Raw genomic sequence first — 24,420 nt, forward strand, 5'->3', positions numbered from 1 at the left:
GAGGCACATGACATGAGCAAAGACATTTTGCTGGTCGTCGATGCAATTTCGAATGAGAAGGGTGTTCCCCGCAACATCATCTTCGAGGCAGTCGAGGCGGCACTGGCCAGCGCTTCGCGCAAGCGTTTCGAGGGCAAGGAGGTCGATATCCGCGTGCGTATCGATCGCGAAAGCGGTGACTACGATACCTTTCGTCGCTGGACGGTAGTGCCCGACGAGGACTACACCACCTCGGCCAGTCAGATTCCGCTGGGCGCCGCCGAAGAGCGCGAGCCGCCGCTGGGCCTCGACGACGTGGTCGAGGAGCAGATCGAGTCCGCCGAGTTCGGACGTATCGCCGCCCAGACCGCCAAGCAGGTGATTGTGCAGAAGGTGCGCGAGGCGGAGCGCGCCGAGATCGTGCGCCACTACGCCGAGCGTGAGGGTGAACTGGTCGGCGGCACGGTCAAGAAAACGACACGTGACGGTCTGATCATCGATCTGGGCGAGAATGCCGAGGCCTTTCTGCCGCGCGGCGAGATGATCCCCGGCGAGCGCTACCGTCTTAACGAGCGGGTGCGCGCGCTTTTGTGGCGCGTCGACCCGGAGGCGAAGGGCGCTCAGCTTATCCTGTCGCGTACCCGGCCGGAGTTTCTGGTCGAGCTGTTCACCATTGAGGTACCGGAGATCTCCGAGCAACTGATCGAGATCAAGGGCGCCTCGCGCGATCCCGGCTCGCGCGCCAAGATCGCGGTCAAGACCAGCGATCGCCGCATCGATCCCGTAGGTGCCTGCGTGGGTATGCGCGGTTCGCGGGTGCAGGCGGTTTCCAATGAGCTGCGCAACGAGCGCGTCGATATCGTGATGTGGGACGACAATCCCGCTCAACTGGTGATCAACGCCATGGCGCCGGCGGATGTGGCCTCCATCCTGGTCGACGAGGACAGTCACTCGATGGACGTGGCGGTAGGAGAAGACAACCTCGCCCAGGCGATCGGCCGCAGCGGTCAGAACGTGCGGCTGGCCAGCGAGCTGACCGGCTGGACGCTCAACGTAATGACCGAGGACGAGGCCGAAGGCAAGCGTGAACAGGAGGTCGACAGTCACATCGAGTATTTCATCAACCATCTCGATGTCGACGACGAGCTGGCGCGTCTGCTGGTGGAAGAGGGCTTTACCTCGCTCGAGGAGGTGGCCTATGTACCGCTGGAGGAGATGCTGGAGATCGAGGGCTTCGACGAAACGATGGTCAATGAGCTGCGTGCCCGCGCCAAGGATGAGCTGCTCAACCTGGCGATCGCCACCGAGGAGGAGCTCGACGGCACGGCGCCAGCCGAGGATCTGCTGGCGATGGACGGCATGGATCAGCACCTGGCCTATCGGTTGGCAGGGCGCGGCATCATCACCATGGAAGATCTTGCCGAGCAGTCCATCGAAGACCTCAAGGATATCGAGGGAATGGACGAAGAGCGTGCTGCGGCACTGATCATGACGGCCCGGGCGCCGTGGTTCGAGTAGCAGTCATAGCGTGCGCCGTATCGCGTCAGGTCACGGGTTCAGGAGGTCATAATGGCAGAAACAACGGTTAAGGAATTTGCCGGCAAGGTAGGTCGCGATGTCGACCGCCTGCTGGAGCAGATGAGTGAAGCAGGCCTGCCGCACAAGAAGGAGAACGATGCGGTCTCCGAAGAGGACAAGCAGCGGCTGCTCGATCATCTCACCAAAAGTCACGGTGGCCCTGGGGCGCGCGGTAATCGCAATCGCATCACCATGACCCGCAAGACCCGCAGCAAGATTCGCTCCGGCGATGGTCGTAACAAGACCATCGAGGTGCAGGTGCGTAAAAAGCGCACTTACGTCAAGCGCGGCGAGTCGGAAGAGGGTGGTGAGGAACAGCCGGCAGCGAGCAGCGAGCAGAGCCCCGCCGAGCAGAGCCCCGCCGAGTCGCCACAGGTCGAGAGCGCGCCGTCGCATCCCCCCGAGCAGGTCGCCGTCGAACAGAGCGAGTCGCCCAATACCGCTTCCGACAAGGCCGCGCCGGTGGAGGAGACTGCCGCCGAAGAGATGCCCGTCGACGAGCCGGCATCGGCGCCGGCATCGGCGCCCGAGGCGCCCCCGCGAGAGGGGCGTGACAATCGCCGTGGTGCGCGCCGTGACGGTAACAAGTCATCTGGTGGTCGCCGCGATCAGCGTCGCGATGAAGACGACGAGCGCAGCGAGCGTAATGAGCGCAAGCGTGGCGGCAAGAAGGCCAGGCGCGCCGAGCAGCGCCGTGGCGGTCGTCGCGGCGGCGGACGCAGCGATAACCAGCACGGCTTCCAGAAGCCGGCGCAGCATATCGTGCGTGAAGTGGCAATTCCCGAATCGATCAGCGTGGCCGATCTTGCCGACAAGATGGCGATCAAGGCCAACGAGGTAATCAAGGCGATGTTCAAGATGGGGGCTGCGGTCACCATCAACCAGACCATCGACCAGGACACCGCCGCTATCGTGGTCGAGGAGATGGGCCACAGGCCGAAACTGGTCAAGGAAGATGCGCTCGAGACTGAAGTGATCGAGAACATCTCCTACGAGGGTGAAGAGATCACCCGTGCGCCGGTGGTGACCGTGATGGGCCACGTCGATCACGGCAAGACCTCGCTGCTCGACTACATTCGCCGTACCAGAGTGGCAACCGGCGAGGCGGGGGGCATCACCCAGCATATCGGTGCCTATCACGTCGAGGGCGATCACGGCGGCGTGACCTTCCTCGATACGCCCGGCCACGCTGCCTTTACCGCCATGCGCGCGCGCGGTGCCCAGGCGACCGACGTGGTCATTCTGGTGGTGGCCGCCGACGACGGCGTGATGCCGCAGACCATCGAGGCGATCGAACACGCCAAAGCGGCCCAGGTGCCGCTGGTGGTGGCGGTCAACAAGATCGACAAGGAAGGCGCCGACCCGGACCGCGTGCGTAACGAGCTTTCTCAGCACGGCGTCATTTCCGAAGAGTGGGGCGGCGAGACCCAGTTCGTGCACGTCTCGGCCAAGAGCGGCGAGAACATCGACGGCCTGTTGGAAGCGGTGCTGCTGGTCTCCGAAGTGCTGGAGCTGAAGGCGGTGCCGGAAGCGCCCGGCAAGGGTGTGGTGGTGGAGTCGCGTCTCGACCGCGGGCGCGGCCCGGTGGCCACCGTACTGGTTCAGAACGGTACGCTGAAGCGCGGTGATGTGGTGCTGGCCGGTCTGCACTACGGTCGCGTGCGTGCACTGGTCAACGAACTGGGCAAGCAGGTTGACGAGGCCGGTCCGGCGATGCCGGTGGAGATCCTCGGTCTCGACGGCACGCCCGAGGCGGGTGACGACTTCATGGTGGTGGCCGACGAGAAGAAGGCCCGTGAAGTGGCCAACTTCCGTCAGGGCAAGTATCGCGAGGTGCGTCTGGCGCGCCAGCAGAAGGCCAAGCTGGAAAACATGTTCAGCCAGATGGGCCAGGAGGAGACGGCGACCGTCAATATCGTCCTCAAGGCCGACGTGCAGGGGTCGCTGGAAGCGATCCGCGGCGCGCTGGAAGAGCTCTCCACCGACGAGGTGAAGGTGGCGGTGGTCTCCTCCGGGGTCGGCGGTATCACCGAGACCGACACCAACCTGGCGGTGGCTTCGGAGGCCATCATCATCGGCTTCAACGTTCGCGCTGATGCCACTTCGCGTGACATCGTCGAGCGCGAAGGGCTGGAGCTGCGCTACTACAGCGTCATCTACCAGTTGATCGACGAAGTACGCCAGGCGATGAGCGGCATGCTGGCGCCGGAGTGGAAGGAAGAGATCGTCGGTGTGGCCGAGGTTCGCGACGTCTTCCGCGCCCCGAAGATCGGGGCGGTGGCCGGCTGTATGGTGGTCGAGGGCACCGTGCATCGCAACAAGCGCATCCGTGTGCTGCGCGAGAACGTGGTGATCTACGAAGGCGAACTGGAGTCGCTGCGTCGCTACAAGGATGACGTCAACGAAGTGCGCAGCGGCGTCGAGTGCGGTATCGGCGTGCGCAACTACAACGACGTCCAGGTTGGCGACAAGATCGAGGTCTTCGATCAGAAACAGGTCGAGCGGACGCTGTAAGGCGCCGTGGGAGGCAAGCCATGCGTGAATTCAGTCGTACCGACCGCGTCGGCGAACAGCTGGCTCATGAGCTTGCGCTGCTGATACAGCGCGAGATCAAGGACCCGCGGCTGGGGATGGTGACGGTCAACAGTGCCCGCGTCAGTCGCGACCTGGGTTATGCCGACGTCTACATCACTCTGATGGGTGAAAACGACGAGCAGCGCATCGGCGAAAACCTTGCCGTGCTCAAGCGCGCCCGTGGCTTTCTGCGCTCGCGGGTGGCGCGCACCATGCAGCTGCGCCACGTCCCGGAGCTGCGCTTTCATTACGACGAGTCGGTCACCCGCGGCCATCAAATGGCCGAACTGATCGATCGCGCGGTGGAGAGCGACCGCGAACGTGGCGATGACGACGAAGGGACGCGTGACTGATGGCCAGAAGGCGGCGCGGCGAGCCCATTGACGGCGTGCTGCTGCTCGACAAGGGCGAGGGCATGACCTCCAACCGTGCGCTGCAGCAGGCGCGCGGTATTTTCGGGGCGCAAAAGGCCGGTCACACCGGCACGCTTGACCCGATGGCCACCGGTCTGCTGCCGCTTTGCTTCGGTGAAGCGACCAAGTTTTCCAGCTGGATGCTGGAGGCCGACAAGCGCTATCTGGCCAGTGTGCGGCTGGGTGCGGTGACCGATAGCGGCGACCGCGAAGGAGAAATACTGGAGAGTCGCGCCGTACCGGCGCTGGATGACGAGACATTGAAAGCAGTGCTGGATGAGTTCGTCGGTGACATCGATCAGGTGCCGCCGATGTATTCGGCGCTCAAGGTTGGCGGTCGGCCGCTCTATGAGCTGGCCCGCAGGGGTGAGCAGATCGAACGTGCAGCGCGACGCGTCAGCATTTATCATATCGGCCTGGTTGAGCGCCGCTCGGAGGGGTTCACCATCGAGGCGAGCGTCAGCAAGGGTACCTATGTGCGTACTCTTGCCGAGGATATCGGGGCACGGTTGGGCTGTGGTGCCCATCTCGATGGGCTGCGGCGGCTCGCCAGCGGCCCTTTCGACGACAGCGCCATGACAACGCTCGAAACGCTGGAGGCGCTTGACCCCGCTGCGCGCCGCGAGCGCCTGCTGCCGGTAGAGGTGCTGCTCGAGCACCTGCCGGCGTTGGCCGCCGATGACGAAGGTGCGCACCGTATCAGGATGGGGCAGACGATCGCCCTCGACGACGGTGGGCTGGCCATCGGCAGCGCTGCCAGGCTCTATCACGATCACACCCTGCTGGGTGTGGTTACCGTCAGCGCGCCGGGGCAGTGCAGCCCACGGCGACTGATCAACACCGCTTCACAGGGCGGTGTGTGCAACGCCGAGACCTGATCGGGGCTCGGTATGAGACTGCAGATATGCGCGGTCTCGGATATTCAAATGCTCAGGCATATTCACTGGAGAGAACGCAATGGCACTGACTGCCGAACGCAAGGCCGAAATCGTCAGAGAATTCGGCACCAACGACACCGATACCGGCTCGCCGGAAGTGCAGATCGCCCTGCTGACCGACAACATCGTCACCCTGCAGAGCCACTTCAAGGACCACAAGCAGGATCACCACTCCCGTCGTGGCCTGATCCGCATGGTCAACCAGCGCCGCAAGCTGCTGGACTATCTCAAGCGCAAGAACTTCGACCGCTACCAGCAGATCATTTCGCGTCTGGGACTGCGTCGCTGATTGCTGCTGTTCAGCATCACGATGCTGCGAGCGGGCGGCTCCCTTCGGGGGCCGCCTGTTTTGTTATGGGCCTGTCTGCAAGCCGTCAGTGACACCCGCCGGGATCGGTTTTAAGATGGCGCCGAGCCAAAAGACGAACGATAGACAGCAAAAGGACAGCGCATTGAACGCCGTAACCAGGACCTTTCAGTACGGTAATCACACCGTCACCCTCGAGACCGGTCGTGTGGCCCGCCAGGCCACCGGCAGCGTACTGGTGACCATGGACAACACTGTCGTGCTCTGCACGGTGGTGGCCAAAAACGAACCCAAACCCGGCCAGGGCTTCTTTCCCCTGTCGGTGCACTACCAGGAAAAGACCTACGCCGTGGGTAGCATCCCGGGCGGTTTTTTCAAGCGTGAGGGGCGTCCCAGCGAGAAGGAGACCCTCACCTCGCGGTTGATCGATCGCCCCATTCGCCCACTCTTCCCGAAGGGCTTTCTCAATGAGGTGCAGGTGGTCTGCACGGTGCTCTCCGCCGAACGCCATCAGGATCCCGATATCGCGGCCATGCTGGGAACCTCGGCGGCGCTGGCGATCTCCGGCGTGCCCTTCGCCGGTCCCATCGGCGCCGCCCGGGTGGCGTTCACCGATGAGCGTGGCTATTTCCTCAATCCTTCTCAGGATGAGCTCAAGAATTCCGAGCTGGATATGGTCGTGGCCGGCACCGACAAGGCCGTGCTGATGGTCGAATCGGAGGCGAAGGAGCTCTCCGAGGACGAGATGCTGGGCGCGGTACTGTTCGCCCATGAAGAGATGCAGGTCGCCATCAGCGCCATCAATGAGTTCGTCCGGGAAGGCGGCAAGGCGAAGTGGGACTGGCGCCCCGAGGCGGATAATGCCGCCCTCAAGGAGGCCGTGGCCGGCGGTTTCGAGGGCGGCATTGGTGAGGCCTACCGCATTACCGACAAAATGCAGCGTCAAAAGCGCCTCGACGAGCTGCGCAGCGAGGCCATCGCCCGGCTGGCCGACGGCGAGGCGCCACTCTACACCGGTGAAGAGGTCGGCGGCGCCTTTGCCGGGCTCGAGAAGCGCATCGTGCGCGAGCGGGTGCTGGGCGGTGAGCCGCGCATCGACGGCCGCGATCACAGCACCGTCCGTCCGCTGGATATCGCCGTCGGCGTACTGCCGCGCACCCATGGCTCGGCGCTTTTCACCCGCGGCGAGACTCAGGCGATCGTCACCACCACCCTGGGCACCTCGCGCGACGCGCAGCTGATCGAGGGGCTCGACGGCGAGCGTCACGACAGTTTTATGCTGCACTATAATTTCCCGCCCTATAGCGTCGGCGAAGCCGGTTTCATCGGCTCGCCCAAGCGCCGCGAGATCGGCCATGGCCGGCTGGCGCGGCGCGGCGTGGCGGCGGTTCTGCCGGACTCCGAGACATTCCCCTATACCATTCGGGTGGTTTCCGAGATCACCGAGTCCAACGGTTCCAGTTCGATGGCCTCGGTGTGCGGTTCATCGCTGTCGCTGATGGACGCCGGCGTGCCGCTCAAGGCGCCGGTGGCGGGTATCGCCATGGGCCTGGTCAAGGAAGACGAGCGCTTCGCCGTCCTGACCGACATCCTCGGTGACGAAGACCATCTTGGCGATATGGACTTCAAGGTAGCCGGTTCCGCAGAAGGCGTGACTGCCCTGCAGATGGACATCAAGATCGAGGGCATCAACGAAGAGATCATGGAGAAGGCGCTGGCCCAGGCACACCAGGCGCGTCAGCAGATCCTTGCCGAGATGAACCGCGTGATCGGCGCAAGCCGCACCGAAGTGGCCGAGCATGCGCCCACCATGACGCGGCTCAAGATCGATCCGGAGAAGATCCGCGACGTGATCGGCAAGGGCGGCGCCACCATTCGTCAGATCTGCGAGGACACTGGCGCCTCGATCGATATCGACGACGACGGCAGCGTGCGCATCTACGCGGAAAGCCGCGAAGGGGCGAAGCGTGCCGTCGACACCGTGCTGGCGATCACCGCCGAGGCCGAGATCGGCAAGCTGTATCGCGGCAAGGTGGTGCGCATTGCCGACTTCGGTGCCTTCGTCAACTTCATGCCGGGTACCGACGGTCTGGTGCACATCTCGCAGATCGTGCCGGAGCGGGTCAACGACGTGCGCGACTACCTGAGCGAAGGTCAGATGGTGACCGTCAAGGTGCTGGACATCGACAACCGCAATCGCGTCAAGCTCTCCATCAAGGAGATCGGTGAAGAAGAAAAGGCGGCGTTCGAGGCGACACTGGAAGAGGGCGAGTGATCGCGTTGTCCTCTCTCGGTAATGCAAAACCCCGCCGCGGCGGGGTTTTTACCGACAGCGCAGGTTGCGCTTTCTACCGCCCGCGTGGTGATATCGCCAGGCCGAGAAAAACCAGCATGGCCTGATTGAGGCGAAGCATCTCTTCATCATCCAGCCGTCCTGTTCTGTCGCCCAGCTTCGATTTTGCCACAGTGGTGATCTTGTCGACCATCAGGCATGAAGTGACTTGCAGGCCATTGCGCTCGTTGGGGGCGATAGGCAGCCGAAACAGCGGGGCCTCGGTGGTGTCGGAGGTGAAGGCGCAGAGGGTAAGCGAATCCGTGGCGTCGAAACTGTTATCCTGAACAATGACGGCTGGGCGTGGTTTGCCTGCATAATGTGGTCCTCCCGCCACTGTCCATATCTCGCCGCGCTTCATTCGCCGGGCCAATCGGATACTGACTCGATAAAGGCCTGATCATCGCTGGTACGATCACTTTGCGCGACAGCCAGCGACTGACGATGCGCTTCGGCCATGAAGGATGGTGCCCGTACATCCGGTACCCAGATCTGTATCGGGCGCAGCCCCCGCGCACGCAGTCTGGCGCGATATTCGCTGACTTTCCGGCTCGAGGAGCTTGAATCCGTTCGGGATGCCATGCTGACCCTCCTAGTGGTGAGACGGTGACATGTAATTTACCACTACCGAGGCCACCTGCCAATTGGCATCAGCTCCTGAGCCGCCGATTGTCGATCAGCCGCGTGCTGCCCAGTCGGGCGGCGACCAGCAGTACGCAGGGGCCGTTCCGGGGCAGGCAGGGGGCGAGCGTGTCGGCGTGGCGCAGTTCGAGATATTCCGGCTCGAAGCCGTCGGCTTCGAGTCTCGTCAGCGTCTCGGCCAGCACTCGTTGACGCTCTTCGCCATGGTTCAGGCGCGCCACCGCTTCCGTCAGGCGCTGATGCAGGCGCGGTGCGATGCGCCGCTGATCGGCGTCGAGATAGCCGTTGCGCGAGGAGAGTGCCAGACCGTCACGCTCACGGGTGGTCGGCACGCCGACGATCTCGATGGGGAAGTGTTGGTCGCGCACCAGCTTGCGAATGACCGCCAGCTGCTGGAAATCCTTCTCGCCGAAGCAGGCCAGATCGGGTCGGGTGATGTGGAACAGCAGGCTGACCACCGTGCTCACACCGTCGAAGTGGCCTGGCCGGTGAGCGCCGCACAGCCCTTCGGAGACGCCCGGCACCTGCACGCGGGTAAGGTCCTGTTGCCCATGCGGATAGAGCGTCTCGACCGCCGGGGCGAACAGAGCGTCGCAGCCGCGCGCTGTCAGTCGCTCGCAGTCGGCCTCGAGGGTGCGCGGATAGCGTTCCAGATCCTCGTCGGGACCGAACTGCAGCGGATTGACGAACAGGGTGGCGATCACCCGATCGGCCCGCGCTCGGGCGGCGTCGACCAGCGCCATGTGGCCCTCGTGGAGGTTGCCCATGGTGGGTACCAGTGCCAGTCGCTCGCCGGCGCGGCGCCACTGATCAAGCTGCTGCTGTAGCGCAGTGATGTGGTGAAAGAGCTGCATAGGGAGGTTTGAGTCCGTTTCGGAGCGACACACTGCCTTCGGCACATGAGTACTTTTAAAGGTGTCGCGAGGATTCAGAAACAGTGTTCGTCGGCAGGGAAGCGGCGCTCACGCACCGCCTCGTGGTAGGCGCGAAAGGCATCCTGGAGGCTGCCGCTGCCGGCAAGAAAGTTTCTGACGAAGCGCGGTACCCGGCCACTGGTGGCGCCCAGCATGTCGTGCATGACCAGAATCTGGCCGTCCACTTCGGGGCCGGCGCCGATGCCGATCACCGGCACGCTGACCGCCGCATGCAGGCGTTGAGCCAGTACGCGCGGCACGCACTCCAGCAGTATGACCGCCGCGCCCGCCGCCTCGAGTGTCTGCGCCGCCTCGATCAGGTGCTGCGCCTGCACCTCGTCGCGCCCCTGCACGCGGTAGCCACCGAAGGCGTGAACGCTCTGGGGCGTCAGGCCCATGTGCACGCAGACCGGAACGCCGCGGCGCGCCAACGCGGTAACGGCTTCGGCCAGCCAGGCCTCGCCCTCCAGTTTGACCATCTGTGCGCCAGCGCGCATCAGCGCCCCGGCACTGTGCAAAATCTGCTCGGTGGTGACGTTGGTCATGAAGGGCAGGTCGGCCATCAGCAGGCTGTGCTGACGGCCGCTGGCCACGCAGCGGGTGTGATAGATCATGTCGTCGAGGGTCACGGCGAGGGTATCGCTGTGGCCCTGCAGTACCATGCCGAGCGAGTCGCCGACCAGCAGCACGTCGACGCCGGCAGCGTCGGCGCAGCGCGCCAGGCTGGCATCGTAGGCGGTCAGGCAGCTGAAGGCGCTTGCGTTGGCGCGATGCTCAACGAGGGTGCGAAGCGTCACGGGTTTGGGCATAGGGCGTTCTCCGGCTAAGCGTGCCCGGCGTCAGTCGGCCAGGCGCTGCAGCCCTTCGGCGCGCTGTGTCGCCGCCAGCGCGTCGAGGCGGCGGCCGTCGGGCAGAATCATTTCGGGCGCTATCTCGCGCAGCGGCAGCAGCACGAAGGCGCGCTGATGCATCTGCGGGTGCGGCAGTGTCAGCCGCGGCGTCTTTAGTTGCCGGTCATTGTACAGCAGCAGGTCGAGATCCAGAGTGCGCGGTCCCCAGTGGCGATCGCGCACGCGGCGGTGGCGCTGCTCCAGCGCCTGCAATTGGTCAAGCAGCGCCAGCGGCGACAGGCCGGTTTCCAGCTCGGCCACGGCATTGATGAAATCCGGTTGATCCTGCGGGCCGAGCGGTCGGCTGGCATAGCAGGAGGAGGCGCCGGTGCGACGGGTCAGCGGCAGTTGATCGAGCTCTTCCAGGGCTGTTTCAACCTGGCGGCGTGGATCGTCGAGATTGCTGCCCAGACCGATCCAGGCGCGGTTCATTCGTTGCCCTGCGGCGGCCCGCGACGCCGGCGCCGGCGCCGTGGCTTGCGACGCGGCTGGGGAAGGCTTTCCGGCGCAGCCTGTTCGGCGTCATCGTCATCGCTGCCGGCGCCGCTTTCGACTTCTTTGACCATGTCGCGCTGGGTCTCTTCGCCGGCGTCCTGAAAGCGGGTCCACCAGTCGCCCAGGCCGGGGGCCAGTTCACCTGCGGATTCGCGCAGCAGCAGGAAGTCGTAGGCAGCGCGAAAGCGTTGATGGGCCAGCGTCTGGAAAGGGCGTTTGCCGCGTCGGCGCGGTAGTGTCAGCTGCATGTCCCAGATTTCACGCATGGGGAGGCTGAAGCGTTTGGGAATGGAGGTGTGCTGTAACTGGCGGCCGATCACCTGCTGTCCGGCCTGCTGCGCGGCGGGCACTGGCGGTATGCCGTCGGCAGTGAGGCGATTGGTGCTGTAGACCACGGCCGGCCACAGCAGCGCGCCGTAGAGAAAGGCCGGCGTGACCGGCTTATCGGCGCGGATGCGTGCGTCAGTGTTGGCCAGTGCCTGCTCGACCATCGGTAGCGCCCAGTCGAGCTGCTCGAAGGACTCCTCGGTAGCGGGAAAGAGCATGGCGAACAGCCCATAGCGTCGCAGACCGTGAAAGGTGTCGAGGGCGTACCCGGAGAGAAAGAGCTTGAGTACTTCCTCGAAAAGCCGTGCCGGCGGAATCTGCAACAGCAGATGGGCGTAGTCGTGCAGCGGCGCTTCGGTATCTTCGGCCAGTGCAAAATCGAACCTGGCGGCGAAGCGCACCGCACGCAGCATCCGTACCGGATCCTCACGATAGCGCTGCGCCGGAGCACCGATCAGGCGCAGCAGGCGGTGTTCGAGATCCTCGATACCGCCGGTCCAGTCATGGATGGCGAAATCGCGGATGCTGTAGTAGAGCGCATTGACGGTGAAGTCGCGGCGCATGGCGTCCTCGTCGACGCTGCCCCAGACGTTGTCGCGCAGTAGCAGGCCCTCCTGTGACTGCTGGGCGTGACGTTCGGCTTCCTCTCCCTCATGACCGCCGCGAAAGGTGGTGACCTCGATAATCTCGCGGCCGAAGCGCACATGGACGATACGAAAGCGGCGGCCGATGATACGGGCGTTACGAAAGACGCCACGCACCTGCTCGGGCGTTGCATTGGTAGCGACATCGAAGTCCTTGGGGACCTGACCGAGCAGCGAATCACGCACGCAGCCGCCTACAAGGTAGGCCTCGAAGCCGGCCTGGTCGAGACGATAGAGCACCTTCAGCGCGCTGTCGCTGAGCATTCGACGGGAGATGGGGTGCTGGTCGCGAGGGAGGATGGTGGGCGTCAAGGTGAAGCCATACTGACCTGTGGAAGTGTGGACGCCCGCACCGGAGCATCATGATCTGAGCGAGACATCGAAATGATCTGGAAATAGTCTAGCCGAGCGATGGGAGCTTGCATAGCACGCCGGCGATAGGCGTAAAAAACGGGGAGGCCGTTGGCCTCCCCGCGAATGAATGCCCTGTTTTATTTTCGTGATGGCTCATCGCCCTGAATACGTACCATGTTCATCAGCAAAGGGTTCAGCGCGCTGTTGTTGTTGTGATGTTTCGATAAACATCTCGTATTCAAAACGATCTTCCATGACGATAGCCATTGGCTGCTCCGATCTCTTGTTGTTGTTTCGGAGTGTCGTGAGGCGGCATTGTTGTTGTTGGACCGTCCTGCGTTGACATCGCATATCGACCCGGAGCGCTTTTGTTGTTGTCTGCTCCGTCTGGCGTTTTCAGGGAACAACCCCGACGCCCGAATGTCCGGCTGGGATATTGTTATTGTTCCGGGTTGCCGTAACCCTGCAGGTGTCTCTTTTTTGTTGTTATTGAAAAACGCCTGCCTGTGAAGCGCTGTTTGTTTTTGTTGCGCGTTCACTTTATAGAGAGCACAAGCTGTGCCAGTTTCTTGTTTTATCCTTTTATTTCAAAGGCTTTTAGGTTTTTTAAAGCAGCGTCTCGCAGCCTGCAGGGCTATTTTGATGCCTTTTTGCACGATTTTGGTGCTTTCTGTGTAACAAGGATGTGTGCTGGTGCAAGGCTGTGCTCAGCATACCCTGCACTCGGATCGGGAAAAGGCGACGATGGTCGATAGTTCAGCCGCCGTGGTGGCTGAGAGGCCCCGCCGGCAGGGCGTCGGGTCGCCAGCCTGCCAGGGCAGCGTCGAGCTGTTCACGGATTGGTGTGGCGGCCGACAGCGCCGGCTGCGCAAGCAGCGTCAGTGCCTCGAACAGCAGGGCGCGCGCGGCTGTGTCATCGGTTGGCAGCGCGGTTGCGAGGTTCTGTTTGGAGAGTTTCTGGCCGTTGTCGGCCACTGCCAGCGGCAGATGCAGGTAGTGCGGCGTGGGCCAGCCCAGCGAGCGCTGCAGCAGAATCTGCCACGCGGTGTTGTCGAGCAGATCGGCACCGCGCACTACATCGGTGATGCCCTGCTCGAAATCGTCGGCGACGACCGCCAGCTGGTAGGCCCACAGGCCGTCGCGCCGTCTCAGGATCACATCGCCCAGGGTGGCCAGCGACCAGTGCTGCAGGCCCAGACGGCGGTCGTGCCAGCTAACGATATCGTCGCCGCAGTCAGTACGCAGCCGCCAGGCGCAGTCGCGCCCGGGCTCGCTGACGCCGCTGCGGCACCAGCCGGGATAGACCCGATAGTCGCGCCACTGGCGACGTGAGCAGCTGCAGGGGTAGGCCAGCCCGGCATCGGCAAGGCGCGTCAGCGTATCGCGGTAGCGCCCTTCACAACGGCTCTGGTAGCGAATTTCGCCGTCGTGTTCGAGACCGAAGGTGGCCAGCTGCGCGATAATGGTGGCATCGGTACCGGCTGGGCAGCGCGGCGGATCGATATCCTCGATGCGCAGCAGCCAGCGCCCATCCCGGGCGCGTGCGTCAAGCCAGCTCGCCAGTGCCGCCAGCAGCGAGCCGAAATGCAGTGGCCCCGAAGGGGTCGGCGCAAAACGGCCGACCACCGCGGGGCCCGTGGGGGTCATGACGGCAGGCATTCAGCCTCCCAGCTGCTTTTCCTTGAGTTCGGAAAGCGTCTTGCAGTCGACGCACAGCGTCGCTGTGGGGCGCGCCTCAAGACGGCGGATGCCGATCTCGACGCCGCACGCCTCGCAGAAGCCATAGTCGTCTTCATCGATACTGTCGATGGTTTCGTTGATCTTCTTGAGCAGCTTGCGCTCACGGTCGCGGGTACGCAGTTCGAGGTTGAACCCTTCTTCCTGGGTGGCGCGATCGGCCGGATCGGCATAGTTATTGACGTCTTCCTGAAGGTGGCGAACGGTGCGGTCGACCTCCTCCATCAGCTCTTTCTTCCAGCTCAGCAGTATGTGGCGAAAGTGCGCCAGCTGCTGCTCGTTCATATACTCTTCGCCGGGCGCCGGCTCGTAGGGCTTGAAGGTGTCGAGAACGGATTCCTGCTTTTCGGCTACGGCCATTAAGGATGCCTCACGATAGTGGATGGCGATGCCGCGGGCCCGCGGCGGGGCTTGGCGAACGCCGCATCGTTCGCCTCGGGGCCATGTTATTTAAAGTAAACACGAGCCGATTGCAAGCCCGTGCAAGGGAAACGCTGCATAAATGCCTGCGCGAGCGAATCGCTGCGTTGCGTGGTACTCGAAAACTCGCCTAACCTCATGTTATGTCTCGTTTTCTGCGTTCCATGCGCCTCGCGCTTCATCTCGCTCGTCGATTTATTCAGCGCTTCCGGGGCCGAGATACAGCCGGGGCTGGTGTCATGCAAAATTCCGGGAACCAGGGAGAGAAGGGATGCTGTTGCCGCCACTCTATTGCGGCGTACTGCTGTCGCGCTATAAGCGTTTTCTGGCGGATATTCGCCTTGACGATGGGCGCGTGATTACCGCGCACTGCCCCAACACGGGGTCGATGCGCGCCGTCAATGTGCCCGGCTGCCGGGTATGGGTCTCTTTTCACGATAGCCCCAAACGGCGGCTTGCCTGGACCTGGGAGCTGATCGAGCTGCCCGGTGGCGCGCTGGCTTCGGTGCATACCGGACGTACCAATGCCATCGCCGAAGAGGCACTACGTGCCGGCCGGGTCATGGCTCTGTCCGCCGATGCCCGCATTGATCGCGAGGTGCGCTGCGGCGAGGCGCGGCTCGATTTCCGTATCGATGATACCCATGCGGTGCCGCTCTGGCTGGAAGTCAAGCAGGTGACGCTGCAGGAGGACGACGGGTCGGGCTACTTTCCTGATTCGGTCAGTGCTCGTGGGCGGCGTCATCTGGAAGCGCTGACGGCACTGGTCGAGGGCGGCGAGCGGGCGATGCTGCTGTTTATCGTCGCGCACACGCAGATCGAGCGAGTGCTCCCCGCCACGCATCTGGACCCTGGCTGGGCGGCGGCTTTCGAGCGCGCTCGTACGGCCGGCGTCGAGGTGCGGGCGCTGGGCTGTCGAATAGATGCAGGCCACATCGTTGCCGAGCGCCGCCTTGTCGTCGGTTGATATCAGGTCGCGCGGTCGGCGTCTTCCAGGTTGCGATCGCGCAGGTAGGTGATTTCGGTCTTGCCGTGGGGCGTCGGGCGGCCGTTCTCGTCCATGTTGACGAAAACGATCTCGTCGATCGTCAGGATATTTTTCTGAGTGAACTTGTTGCGCACCACGCAGTGCAGGGTCAGTGAGCTCTTGCCGAAGCGGGTGGCGGTGATGCCCAGTTCGATCACGTCCCCCTGGCGGGCGCTGGAGACGAAGTTGATCGACGACATGTATTTGGTCACCACCCGGTTATGCCCCAGCTGTATGACGGCGTAGATGGCGGCTTCCTCGTCGATCCACTTGAGCAGGCTGCCGCCGAACAGGGTGCCGTTGGGATTGAGGTCTTCGGGCTTGATCCATTTGCGAGTATGGAAGTTCATGCAGGCGCCTCACAGTAGCAGATATCGCTTTATACTATAGTATAAGCGCAGGACCCGTTTTCGGTGTCTATCAGCGCCGTACCCTGAAGATGGCGTTCTGACCGAAGAGGTTGGGCCAGCGACGGTGACGCCAGCGCCCCTCGCCGTTGCCGTTGCCCACCGCGCGATCGGCAATGGTATGCCCCTGGGCGCGGCACAGCTCGGCGAAGTCGCGAAAGGTCGAGAGGTGGATATTGGGGGTGTCGTACCAGGCATAGGGCAGCGAGCGCGATACCGGCATGCGACCGCGCAGGCCCAGCGCCAGGCGGTGGCGCCACCAGGCGAAGTTGGGAAAGGAGATGATGCATTCGTGTGCCACTCGCAGCATCTCTTCCAGGATCCGGTCGGGACGGCGTACCACCTGCAGCGACTGCGTCATGACCACCAGATCGAACATGTCGTCGGGGATGTTGGCCAGCCCCTGGTCGATGTCCTGTTCGATGACGTTGACGCCCTTTTTCAGACAGCTTGAGATGCCGTCAGCGTCGATCTCGAGGCCGTAACCGGTCACCCCCTTGTAACGATACAGTGCGGCCAGCAGCGTGCCGTCACCACAGCCCAGGTCGAGTACCCGAGCGCCCTGTGGAATCCAGTCGTAAATCAGTGCCAGATCGGCGCGCATCAGCCTGACTCCCTCTGATCGTTTGGCATCCGCTGCCGTGAGGTTTCGCCATGGTGAGCGCCATCGCCGCTCGGCCTGTTGGCGTCGATCGTTTCGATGTCGTTGGCGATACGTTGCATGAAACCGCCCAGTACCGCTGCGTAGCGTTCGTTGGGCAGCAGGAAGGCATCATGACCGTGGGAGGAGTCGATGTTGGCATAGCTGACGCCCTTGCCGGCGCGCAGCAGCGCGTCGACCATCTCTCGCGAGCGGGCGGGAGCGAAACGCCAGTCGGTGGAAAAACTGACCACCAGAAAGCGGCATTGCGCCGGTGACAGCGCACGAGCGAGGTCATCGTCGCTGTCGCCGGCGGGGTCGAAATAGTCCAGCGCCTTGGTCATCAGCAGATAGGTGTTGGCGTCGAAGCGCCTCGAGAAGCTGTCGCCCTGGTAGCGCAGGTAGGACTCGACCTCGAACTCGACGTCGTAGCCAAAATTGAGCCGGTCGGTGCGCAGGTCGCGGCCGAAGCGGGCGCCCATCGCGTGTTCGGAGAGGTAGGTAATATGGCCTACCATGCGCGCCAGTCGCAGCCCCTGGCGTGGTAACGCCTGATGTTCGGCGTACCAGCCGTCATGGAACTCGGGGTCGGAGCGAATCGCCTGACGAGCGACCTCGTTGAAGGCGATATTCTGCGCCGAGAGTTTGGGCGTGGCGGCGATCACGGCGGCGTTGGCGAGCCGCGCGGGGAAGGTGATGCTCCACTGCAGTGCCTGCATGCCGCCGAGGCTGCCGCCCACTACCGCAGCGAAGCGTTCGATGCCGAGGCGGTCGGCGAGCATGGCCTGGCTGTGCACCCAGTCCTCGACCGTCATCAGCGGAAAGTCGGGGCCCCATATCCGGCCGCTGTTCGGATCGATGCTCTGCGGCCCGGTGCTGCCGTGGCAGCCGCCGAGATTGTTGACCGAGATGACGAAAAAGCGTCGCGTATCGATGCTCTTGCCGGGGCCGATATGAGCGTCCCACCAGCCGGGCTTGCGGTCGTCAACGTGGTGATAGCCCGCAGCGTGATGATGACCGGTGAGGGCGTGGCAGATCAGTACGGCGTTGCTGCGATCGGCATTGAGCTCGCCGTAGGTCTCGTACACCAGCTCAAAGGCGGGCAGCTCGCGACCGCAGGCCAGTGGCAGCGGGGTGTCGAAGCGGGCCACCTGTGAGGTGACCAGGCCTGTCGACTGAAGCGGGGGGCTCTCTTCGGTCATCGATTCTCGGATTCGGTCGAGTGGTCGGGCGCAGGGGCCCAACGCAGGGCGCTCGGTGCGGTGTCTCGGCGGCCGGCGTTGTCGCGTGGCAACGCCGGCGGATCGTTCAGATCAGCGGTGCGAGCGGCCCGGCGGCGCGGCTCAGCGAGCCGACCAGGAAACTGTCGAGCACGTTGATCAGCAAAAAGACCACGATAGGTGACAGATCGATCATGCCCAGCGGCGGGATGATGCGCCGCACCGGTGCCATGATCGGCTCGGTGATCTGATACACCAGCAGGGCGCCCGGATGAGCAGACTGCGGTGCCACCCAGCTGAGAATGATCATGATGATCAGGGCGAAAAAGTAGATCTTGAGAATGGCGTTGACCACTCCGGCCAGTGCTGCGGTGAGCAGCAGCCCGATCGGCGGCATACCGAAGATCATCAGGCAGATGATCAGTATCCCCAGTGCCTTGAACAGCAGCGCCACTACCAGGGTGGCGATATCGACCGGCCCGGCGGGACGGATCAGGCGCTGCAATGGTGCCACCAGTGGTGAAGTGGCCTTGACCACCGCCTGGCTGATGGGGTTGTAGTAGTCGGCGCGCGAGGCGTGCAGCAGAAAGCGCAGCATCAGCACGAAGAGGTAAAGATTGATCAGGGTATTGACCAGCATGATGCCGGTGTTACCCAATTGGCTGCCCATCAAGGCTCTCCATTGCTTTTTCAGATAGATCGCGTCATCGGGTGAATGGCCGGCCATCTCGCTGTCGCCCGTCGCGTCATCGACGGCAGCTACTGATCGTCCAGCTCGCGCGCCAGGCTTTCGGCGCGCTTGAAGCAGGCCAGTGTGGCATTATCGATCATCTTTTCGAAGCCCGCGTTTTCAAGGCTTTTGATCGCCTCCTCGGTGGTGCCATGGGGTGACATCACCTGACGCTTGAGGGTCTGCGGGTCGAATTCGCTTTCGCGCGCCATGCGGGCGGCCCCGAAGGCGGTCTGCAGCGCCAGCCGGCGGGCGCTCTCCTGCGGCAGCCCGCGGGCCACGCCGGCCTGTTCGAGCGCCTCATACATATAGAAGAAGTAGGCCGGTGCGCTGCCGGCGATGGCGGTCACGGCGTTGAGCAGGCCCTCTTCCTCGACCCATTCGACCATGCCCACCGCCGACAGAATCTCGCCGGCCAGTTCGCGCTGCGCCTCGCTGACCGCCGCGGTGGCGTAGAGTCCCATCGCCCCTTCGCCGACCATGGCGGGGGTGTTGGGCATGCAGCGGATGATGGCGAGGCTGTCGTCGCCCAGCCAGCGGGTGAGGGTGTCGACGGTCAGGCCGGCGGCCACCGAGATCATCAGTGGGCGGCTGATCTGCAGCGCCTCCTGCAGCGGTTCGCACACTTCGCGCATGATCTGCGGCTTGACGGCCAGCACGACCACATCGGCCTCGCTGACGGCGGCGGCGTTGTCAGTCGTGATGTTAATGCCGTAGCGGGCGCGGTGACGCTCCAGCGCCTGCTGATGGGTGGCGGTGGCGGTGATGGCATCGGCGGGGTAGCCGCTGTCGACCAGCCCGGCGAAAATGGCGCCGGCCATGTTGCCGGCGCCGATGAAGGTCAGTTGACTTGCCATGGCGGTGTCCCTGCGAAAAGTGAGTGGGATATCATCGGCTCAGCGGCGTGCGCCGAAAAGGGCGGTGCCCAGTCTGACAATGGTAGCGCCTTCGGCGACGGCGGCTTCGAGGTCGCCGCTCATGCCCATCGACAGCGTGTCCAGTGGTGCTTCGGGGTGACGCTCGGCCAGTGACGCCAGCAGCCGGCGCAGCTCGGCGAAGGGCACGCGTTGGCGCTCTTCGTCCTCCTCCTGAGCCGGAATTGCCATCAGACCGCGCAGCTGCAGCCCGGGTAGCGCGATGACCTGTTCGGCCAGCGCCGCCAGCGCCTGCGGATCTACCCCTGATTTGGCCTCTTCGCGGCTGATATTGACCTGCAGGCAGATGTTCAGCGGACCGCGTTCGGCGGGGCGGGCATCGCTGAGCCGGCGAGCGATCTTCAGGCGGTCGACGGTGTGCACCCAGTCGAAATGACAGGCGACGTCGTGCGTCTTGTTGGACTGCAGGGCGCCGATAAAATGCCACTCGATGCCTTCGAGATCGGCCAGTGCCTGCTGTTTCTCCAGCGCTTCCTGCAAGTAGTTCTCGCCGAAGTGGCGCTGACCGGCGGCGAAAGCCTCGCGCAGCATCGCGACCGGTTTGGTCTTGCTGACCGCCAGCAGCAGGGCGCTGTCGTGCCCGCGCCCGGCTCGCTTCAATGCCTGCTCAAGTCGCCGGCGCGCGGCGACGATATTGTCCCGGACACCTGGGTCCTGAACGTCGGCCGCAGGCCGCTGCTGCTCGCTCATGAATGATCTCTCTCAATCGACACCGGGATGGCAACCGCATGGATATTACCGAACTGCTGGCATTTACAGCAAAACAGAACGCCTCCGACCTGCATCTCTCCGCCGGTTTGCCGCCCATGATGCGCGTCGACGGCGATATCCGTCGTCTCAACAGCGCTGCGCTGGATAATGCCGCGACGCGTGAGTTGCTCGACAGTGTGATGAACGAGGCACAGCGCGAAGAGTTCGAGCGTGAACTCGAGATCGATTTCTCTTATGAAGTGGCGGGGGTCTCGCGCTTTCGCGTCAATCTTTTTCACCAGGATCGTGGCGTGGCAGGCGTCTTTCGTACCATTGCGGCGAATGTTCCGAGCCTCGAGGAGCTGGAGCTGGGCGAGGTGTTCCGCCGACTCGCCTCCTGCTCTCACGGGCTGGTGTTGGTCACCGGGCCGACCGGCTCGGGCAAGTCGACCACGCTGGCGGCAATGCTCGATTACATTAACGCCACCCGTCACCAGCATGTGTTGACCATCGAGGACCCGATCGAGTTTGTGCACCATTCACGGCGTGCGCTGATCAACCAGCGCGAGGTCAGCCGCGACACCCATGCGGTCAACAATGCGCTGCGCTCGGCGCTGCGCGAGGACCCGGACGTGCTGCTGGTCGGTGAGCTGCGCGATCTGGAGACCATGCGGCTGGCGCTGACGGCAGCGGAGACCGGCCATCTGGTACTGGCCACGCTGCACACCACCTCGGCGGCCAAGACCGTCGACCGCGTGGTGGATGTCTTTCCCGGCGAGGAGAAGGCAATGATCCGCTCGATGCTGTCGGAGTCGCTGCGTGGGGTGATCTCGCAGCGGCTGATCAAGCGTATCGGTGGTGGCCGAATCGCGGCCCACGAGATCCTGATCGTCAACTCGGCGGTGCGTAATCTGATCCGCGAAGACAAGGTGGCGCAGATCTACTCTGCCATTCAGACCGGCGGCAGCCTGGGAATGCAGACCATGGAGTCGGCGCTGACGCGGCTGGCGTCGGAAGGCGTGATTCTGCACGACGATTACGGGCTGTAGCGAATTTCAGCGGTGGTAGAGCGCGCCCAGTATGCGTGGGCCGGCGGCACCGGTAACTTCCGGAAGGTTGCCGCTCAGCCCTTCCAGCCGGCGCCACGCGAGCCAGCCGAAGGCCCCCGCTTCCAGCCAGTCCGGTGACCAGCCGAAGGCTTCGCACGGCATCAGCTCGAGAGGCGCCAGACGCTGCTCCAGTCGACGCAGCAGATAGCCATTGTGGACGCCGCCGCCGCAGACGATCAGGCCGGCCGTAGCGCGCTGTTCGGACGTCAGCGCCTGCTCCAGCGCTCGCGCCACGCTTTCGACGGTCAATTCACTGAGCGTGGCCTGCACGTCGGCCGGCGTTTCATCGGCAAGGCGCGGTTGCAGCCAGTCGAGGTGAAAGTGTTCGCGGCCAGTGCTTTTGGGAGGCGAGCGATCAAAGAAGGGATCCTCCAGCAACCGCTTCAGGAGGTTGTTATCGACTCGGCCGCTGGCGGCCCACTGGCCGCCGCTGTCGAAATTCTCACCGCGATGGCGGGCATGCCAGCCATCGAGCAGGACGTTGGCCGGTCCGGTGTCGAAGCCGGTGACCGGCAGCGCGCTGTTATGCGGGGGTAGCAGGGTGAGATTGGCGAAGCCGCCGAGGTTGAGCAAAACGCGCCACTGCGTGTCGTGGCGGAAGAGGGCGTTGTGAAAGGCCGGCGCAAGCGGCGCGCCCTGCCCGCCGGCGGCCAGATCGCGGCGGCGAAAGTCGCCCACTACCGGGCAGCCGGTCAGTTCGGCCAGAAGGTTCGGATTGTCGAGCTGGCAGGTCCAGGGAAAGTTGCCGTCCGGGCGATGCTCGATCGTCTGGCCGTGGCTACCGATAGCGGCGATGTCGGTGGCGTTGACGCCGCTTTTTGCCAGCAGTGCGGCTACCGCCTGTGCCTGCAGGCGGCAGAACTGCGTCTCGATGCGGGCCAGCTCGGCAAAATCTATCCCCTCGGCGTGACATAGTGACCAAAGCGATTGTCGCAGCGGCGCCGGCATGTCAAACCCCAGCGCCTCGAGCAGCTGCGGGCGGCTGTCGGCTTGGCAGCGCAGTAGCGCCGCATCGATACCATCGAGACTGGTACCGGACATCAAACCCACTACAAGGCTCATCGCTCTCTCCTGTTGCCGGCAGGCGCCGCGCTGCGTCCATCATGCTATCATGGCCGCCATTTGAAATGCCCCATCGCCCGCGTGTCGGTCGCGGCGGTGTGGCCGTCTTGCCGAGGGAGAGAGTGACGATGACGGATGTCGCCGATGCGCTGGCGCTGATCAAGCGCGGTGTCCATGAAGTGCTGATCGAAGAGGACCTCGAGCGCAAGCTGGCGCTGGGGCGCCCGCTGCGTATCAAGGCGGGATTCGACCCCTCTGCGCCCGATCTGCATTTGGGTCATACCGTGCTGCTCAACAAGCTGCGCCAGTTTCAGGATCTGGGCCATCACGTTCTTTTTCTGATTGGCGACTTCACCGGCCGCATCGGCGACCCTACCGGCAAAAGCGCAACGCGCAGGTCGCTCACCGAGGAGGAGGTGCAGGCCAACGCCCGTACCTATCAGGAGCAGGTTTTCAAGGTGTTGCATCCGCAGCGCACCGAGGTAGTGTTCAACGCCGACTGGATGGGCAGGATGTCGGCCGCCGATCTGATCGGGCTGGCGGCACAGTCGACGGTGGCGCGCATGCTGGAGCGTGACGATTTCGAAAAGCGCTACCGCGCTAATCAGTCGATCGCCATTCATGAGTTTCTCTATCCGCTGATTCAGGGCTATGACTCGGTGGCTCTGGAGGCGGATGTCGAGATAGGCGGCACCGATCAGAAGTTCAATCTGCTGATGGGGCGCGAGCTGCAGAAGAGTCACGGCCAGGCGCCGCAGGTGGTGCTGACCATGCCGCTGCTCGAGGGCCTGGACGGTGTGCAGAAGATGTCCAAATCATTGAACAACTATGTCGGTATTACTGACCGCCCGGGCGAAATGTTCAACAAGATCGTGTCGATGCCCGACAGTCTGATGTGGCGCTATTTCGAACTGCTGTCGCTGAAACCGATGGATGACGTTCGCACGCTGATGGCTGAAGTCGATGCCGGTGCCAACCCCCGCGATATCAAGATGGTATTGGCACGTGAGCTGGTGGCCCGGTTTCACGGCGAGGAAGCCGCTGCCAATGCCCACCGCTCCAGCGGTAACCAATTGGCCGAAGGGGAGCTGCCCGACGATCTGCCCGAAGTTGAAGTGTCCATCGAGGGTATGGAGGCTGCGCCGATCGGCTTTGTGCTTAACCGCGCCGGGCTTGTCCAGAACAGTGCCCAGGCGAAGGATATGCTGAAAAGCGCGCGGGTATGGGTTGATGGTGAGCAGGTCTCCGGTGACGCCGCTCTGGCTCCCGGGCAGGCCTACATCATACAGGCAGGCAAGAAGCGTTATGCCCGGGTAAAACTCAAGATGTGAGTGTTTTTTCACAATTAATTGTACAGATAGGAAAGGTTTATCAATTTTCGTCAAATAAAGTTGGACAAGGGTGGTACGCCGGAGTATGGTTTTCATACGTTGGGGCAGGAGGCGCAGGGATAGCGCCGAACTACCTATGGAATGGGTGCCTTGGCGTAAAATCCTGAACATCGCTATGGAAGGCGGTGGTAGCCGATCAAGGAGGATCGGCAGCAAAAAGCCTGCTGTTGCCATGCAACAGCAGGCTTTTTGTTGATCTGGCGCTGTCAAAAATCGTTCCCGACGATTTGTTGTGTTCGCCCTCCCTTGCGAACCCCCTTCGGGCCGCCTTCGGCGTCAAAAATCGTTCCCGACGATTTTTTTATGACAGCGGGGTTGCATGGCGCCGCCACGGGCGGTAAAGTGCGCATCCGCTGTCACGGGGCAAGAGGCCACGGCGGCAGCGGGAAGTGCAGCAGGTGATTGTTTCGGCTTGTTTTTCCGGTCGAAAAGCGGTTTTTCAAAAGCCCTGTTTCACTTCATCATCGACGGTCAACGCAGCGCACAACGGTTGACATTTCGATGACGGGCTGTAGAATGCCCACTCTCTCGAAGCGGCGCCCATTCGGGCCGGTGCTTCAGGAGCGCTCTTTAACAAGTCGATCAGGCAATTTGTGTGGGCGTCCGGCTCGCGTGACACAGTCACATCGATAGTCGAGCAGGACGAACACTCGTCAAGAGATTCG

At 63.3% G+C, this 24,420-nt stretch carries 25 protein-coding genes; 9 read left to right on the forward strand and 16 right to left on the reverse strand.

What is annotated here, in order from left to right; all coding sequences use genetic code 11:
• Positions 1–12: 12 nt before the first annotated feature.
• From nusA to pnp, 6 genes are all read left to right on the forward strand, one after another.
• The gene (gene nusA / locus H146_RS0114255; protein ID WP_019952560.1) at positions 13–1,497 is read left to right on the forward strand and encodes a transcription termination factor NusA; all 1,485 of its coding nucleotides are present in this window, start codon (positions 13–15) and stop codon (positions 1,495–1,497) included.
• A 51-nt stretch (positions 1,498–1,548) separates the two neighbouring features.
• Complete coding sequence (infB, locus tag H146_RS0114260; RefSeq protein ID WP_019952561.1) at positions 1,549–4,071, forward strand: translation initiation factor IF-2; 2,523 nt, start codon at positions 1,549–1,551, stop codon at positions 4,069–4,071.
• Between the two features lie 20 nt (positions 4,072–4,091).
• The gene (rbfA, locus tag H146_RS0114265; RefSeq protein WP_019952562.1) at positions 4,092–4,484 is read left to right on the forward strand and encodes a 30S ribosome-binding factor RbfA; all 393 of its coding nucleotides are present in this window, start codon (positions 4,092–4,094) and stop codon (positions 4,482–4,484) included.
• Positions 4,484–5,422 (forward strand): tRNA pseudouridine(55) synthase TruB, encoded by a 939-nt coding sequence (gene truB, locus H146_RS0114270; RefSeq protein WP_019952563.1) that lies wholly within the window; start codon positions 4,484–4,486, stop codon positions 5,420–5,422. Before rbfA ends, truB begins: the two co-directional genes overlap by 1 nt.
• A 79-nt stretch (positions 5,423–5,501) precedes the next feature.
• Positions 5,502–5,771 (forward strand): 30S ribosomal protein S15, encoded by a 270-nt coding sequence (gene rpsO, locus H146_RS0114275; RefSeq protein ID WP_019952564.1) that lies wholly within the window; start codon positions 5,502–5,504, stop codon positions 5,769–5,771.
• A 163-nt stretch (positions 5,772–5,934) separates the two neighbouring features.
• Complete coding sequence (gene pnp / locus H146_RS0114280; protein ID WP_019952565.1) at positions 5,935–8,064, forward strand: polyribonucleotide nucleotidyltransferase; 2,130 nt, start codon at positions 5,935–5,937, stop codon at positions 8,062–8,064.
• 73 nt (positions 8,065–8,137) lie between these two features.
• On the opposite strand, the gene H146_RS0114285 is transcribed toward pnp, so the two are convergent.
• From H146_RS0114285 to dksA, 8 genes are all read right to left on the reverse strand, one after another.
• Positions 8,138–8,482, reverse strand: a complete 345-nt coding sequence (locus H146_RS0114285; protein WP_019952566.1) for a type II toxin-antitoxin system PemK/MazF family toxin — start codon at positions 8,480–8,482, stop codon at positions 8,138–8,140.
• Complete coding sequence (locus tag H146_RS22500; RefSeq protein ID WP_026352003.1) at positions 8,479–8,703, reverse strand: antitoxin MazE family protein; 225 nt, start codon at positions 8,701–8,703, stop codon at positions 8,479–8,481. The genes H146_RS0114285 and H146_RS22500 overlap by 4 nt, the downstream gene beginning before the upstream one ends.
• A gap of 68 nt (positions 8,704–8,771) precedes the next feature.
• Positions 8,772–9,617 carry a pantoate--beta-alanine ligase gene (panC, locus tag H146_RS0114295; protein ID WP_019952568.1) on the reverse strand — a complete coding sequence of 282 codons (846 nt, stop codon included), beginning with the start codon at positions 9,615–9,617 and terminating at the stop codon, positions 8,772–8,774.
• 74 nt (positions 9,618–9,691) lie between these two features.
• Entirely contained in the window at positions 9,692–10,486 is a 795-nt protein-coding gene (gene panB, locus H146_RS0114300) for a 3-methyl-2-oxobutanoate hydroxymethyltransferase (RefSeq protein ID WP_019952569.1), read from the reverse strand.
• A 30-nt stretch (positions 10,487–10,516) separates the two neighbouring features.
• Entirely contained in the window at positions 10,517–10,999 is a 483-nt protein-coding gene (gene folK / locus H146_RS0114305; protein WP_019952570.1) for a 2-amino-4-hydroxy-6-hydroxymethyldihydropteridine diphosphokinase, read from the reverse strand.
• A complete protein-coding gene (gene pcnB / locus H146_RS0114310; protein WP_019952571.1) occupies positions 10,996–12,297 on the reverse strand; it encodes a polynucleotide adenylyltransferase PcnB in 1,302 nt (433 codons plus the stop codon). Before pcnB ends, folK begins: the two co-directional genes overlap by 4 nt.
• 846 nt (positions 12,298–13,143) lie before the next feature.
• The gene (gluQRS, locus tag H146_RS0114315; protein ID WP_019952572.1) at positions 13,144–14,046 is read right to left on the reverse strand and encodes a tRNA glutamyl-Q(34) synthetase GluQRS; all 903 of its coding nucleotides are present in this window, start codon (positions 14,044–14,046) and stop codon (positions 13,144–13,146) included.
• Positions 14,047–14,484, reverse strand: coding sequence for an RNA polymerase-binding protein DksA (dksA, locus tag H146_RS0114320; RefSeq protein WP_019952573.1), 438 nt, complete (start codon positions 14,482–14,484; stop codon positions 14,047–14,049). It lies immediately after the preceding gene.
• A 331-nt stretch (positions 14,485–14,815) separates the two neighbouring features.
• Between dksA and sfsA the strand changes: the two genes are divergently transcribed.
• Positions 14,816–15,511 (forward strand): DNA/RNA nuclease SfsA, encoded by a 696-nt coding sequence (sfsA, locus tag H146_RS19485; RefSeq protein ID WP_019952574.1) that lies wholly within the window; start codon positions 14,816–14,818, stop codon positions 15,509–15,511.
• A 2-nt stretch (positions 15,512–15,513) separates the two neighbouring features.
• Here the strand turns inward: sfsA and H146_RS0114330 are convergent, their stop codons facing one another.
• The 6 genes from H146_RS0114330 to H146_RS0114355 all read right to left on the reverse strand — a co-directional run bounded on the left by H146_RS0114330 (position 15,514) and on the right by H146_RS0114355 (position 20,193).
• On the reverse strand, positions 15,514–15,921 hold the full coding sequence (locus H146_RS0114330; protein ID WP_019952575.1) for an acyl-CoA thioesterase: 408 nt from the start codon (positions 15,919–15,921) through the stop codon (positions 15,514–15,516).
• Between the two features lie 70 nt (positions 15,922–15,991).
• A complete protein-coding gene (metW, locus tag H146_RS0114335) occupies positions 15,992–16,582 on the reverse strand; it encodes a methionine biosynthesis protein MetW (protein WP_019952576.1) in 591 nt (196 codons plus the stop codon).
• A complete protein-coding gene (gene metX, locus H146_RS0114340; protein ID WP_019952577.1) occupies positions 16,582–17,820 on the reverse strand; it encodes a homoserine O-succinyltransferase MetX in 1,239 nt (412 codons plus the stop codon). The genes metW and metX overlap by 1 nt, the downstream gene beginning before the upstream one ends.
• A gap of 106 nt (positions 17,821–17,926) precedes the next feature.
• Entirely contained in the window at positions 17,927–18,508 is a 582-nt protein-coding gene (locus H146_RS0114345; RefSeq protein WP_019952578.1) for a YggT family protein, read from the reverse strand.
• An 89-nt stretch (positions 18,509–18,597) separates the two neighbouring features.
• On the reverse strand, positions 18,598–19,425 hold the full coding sequence (proC, locus tag H146_RS0114350; RefSeq protein ID WP_019952579.1) for a pyrroline-5-carboxylate reductase: 828 nt from the start codon (positions 19,423–19,425) through the stop codon (positions 18,598–18,600).
• Positions 19,426–19,464: 39 nt separating this feature from the next.
• On the reverse strand, positions 19,465–20,193 hold the full coding sequence (locus H146_RS0114355; protein ID WP_019952580.1) for a YggS family pyridoxal phosphate-dependent enzyme: 729 nt from the start codon (positions 20,191–20,193) through the stop codon (positions 19,465–19,467).
• Positions 20,194–20,231: 38 nt separating this feature from the next.
• On the opposite strand from H146_RS0114355, the gene H146_RS0114360 reads away from it, so the two are divergent.
• Complete coding sequence (locus tag H146_RS0114360) at positions 20,232–21,242, forward strand: type IV pilus twitching motility protein PilT (protein ID WP_019952581.1); 1,011 nt, start codon at positions 20,232–20,234, stop codon at positions 21,240–21,242.
• Positions 21,243–21,248: 6 nt separating this feature from the next.
• On the opposite strand, the gene H146_RS0114365 is transcribed toward H146_RS0114360, so the two are convergent.
• Positions 21,249–22,364 (reverse strand): anhydro-N-acetylmuramic acid kinase, encoded by a 1,116-nt coding sequence (locus tag H146_RS0114365; protein ID WP_019952582.1) that lies wholly within the window; start codon positions 22,362–22,364, stop codon positions 21,249–21,251.
• A 128-nt stretch (positions 22,365–22,492) separates the two neighbouring features.
• Between H146_RS0114365 and tyrS the strand changes: the two genes are divergently transcribed.
• Complete coding sequence (gene tyrS, locus H146_RS0114370; RefSeq protein ID WP_019952583.1) at positions 22,493–23,695, forward strand: tyrosine--tRNA ligase; 1,203 nt, start codon at positions 22,493–22,495, stop codon at positions 23,693–23,695.
• A 499-nt stretch (positions 23,696–24,194) separates the two neighbouring features.
• On the opposite strand, the gene H146_RS21915 is transcribed toward tyrS, so the two are convergent.
• On the reverse strand, positions 24,195–24,420 hold a 226-nt coding region (locus tag H146_RS21915), incomplete at its 5' end, for a hypothetical protein (protein WP_211213341.1).

It is taken from the genome of Kushneria aurantia DSM 21353, assembly GCF_000382245.1.
Classification (GTDB): Bacteria; Pseudomonadota; Gammaproteobacteria; order Pseudomonadales; family Halomonadaceae; genus Kushneria; species Kushneria aurantia.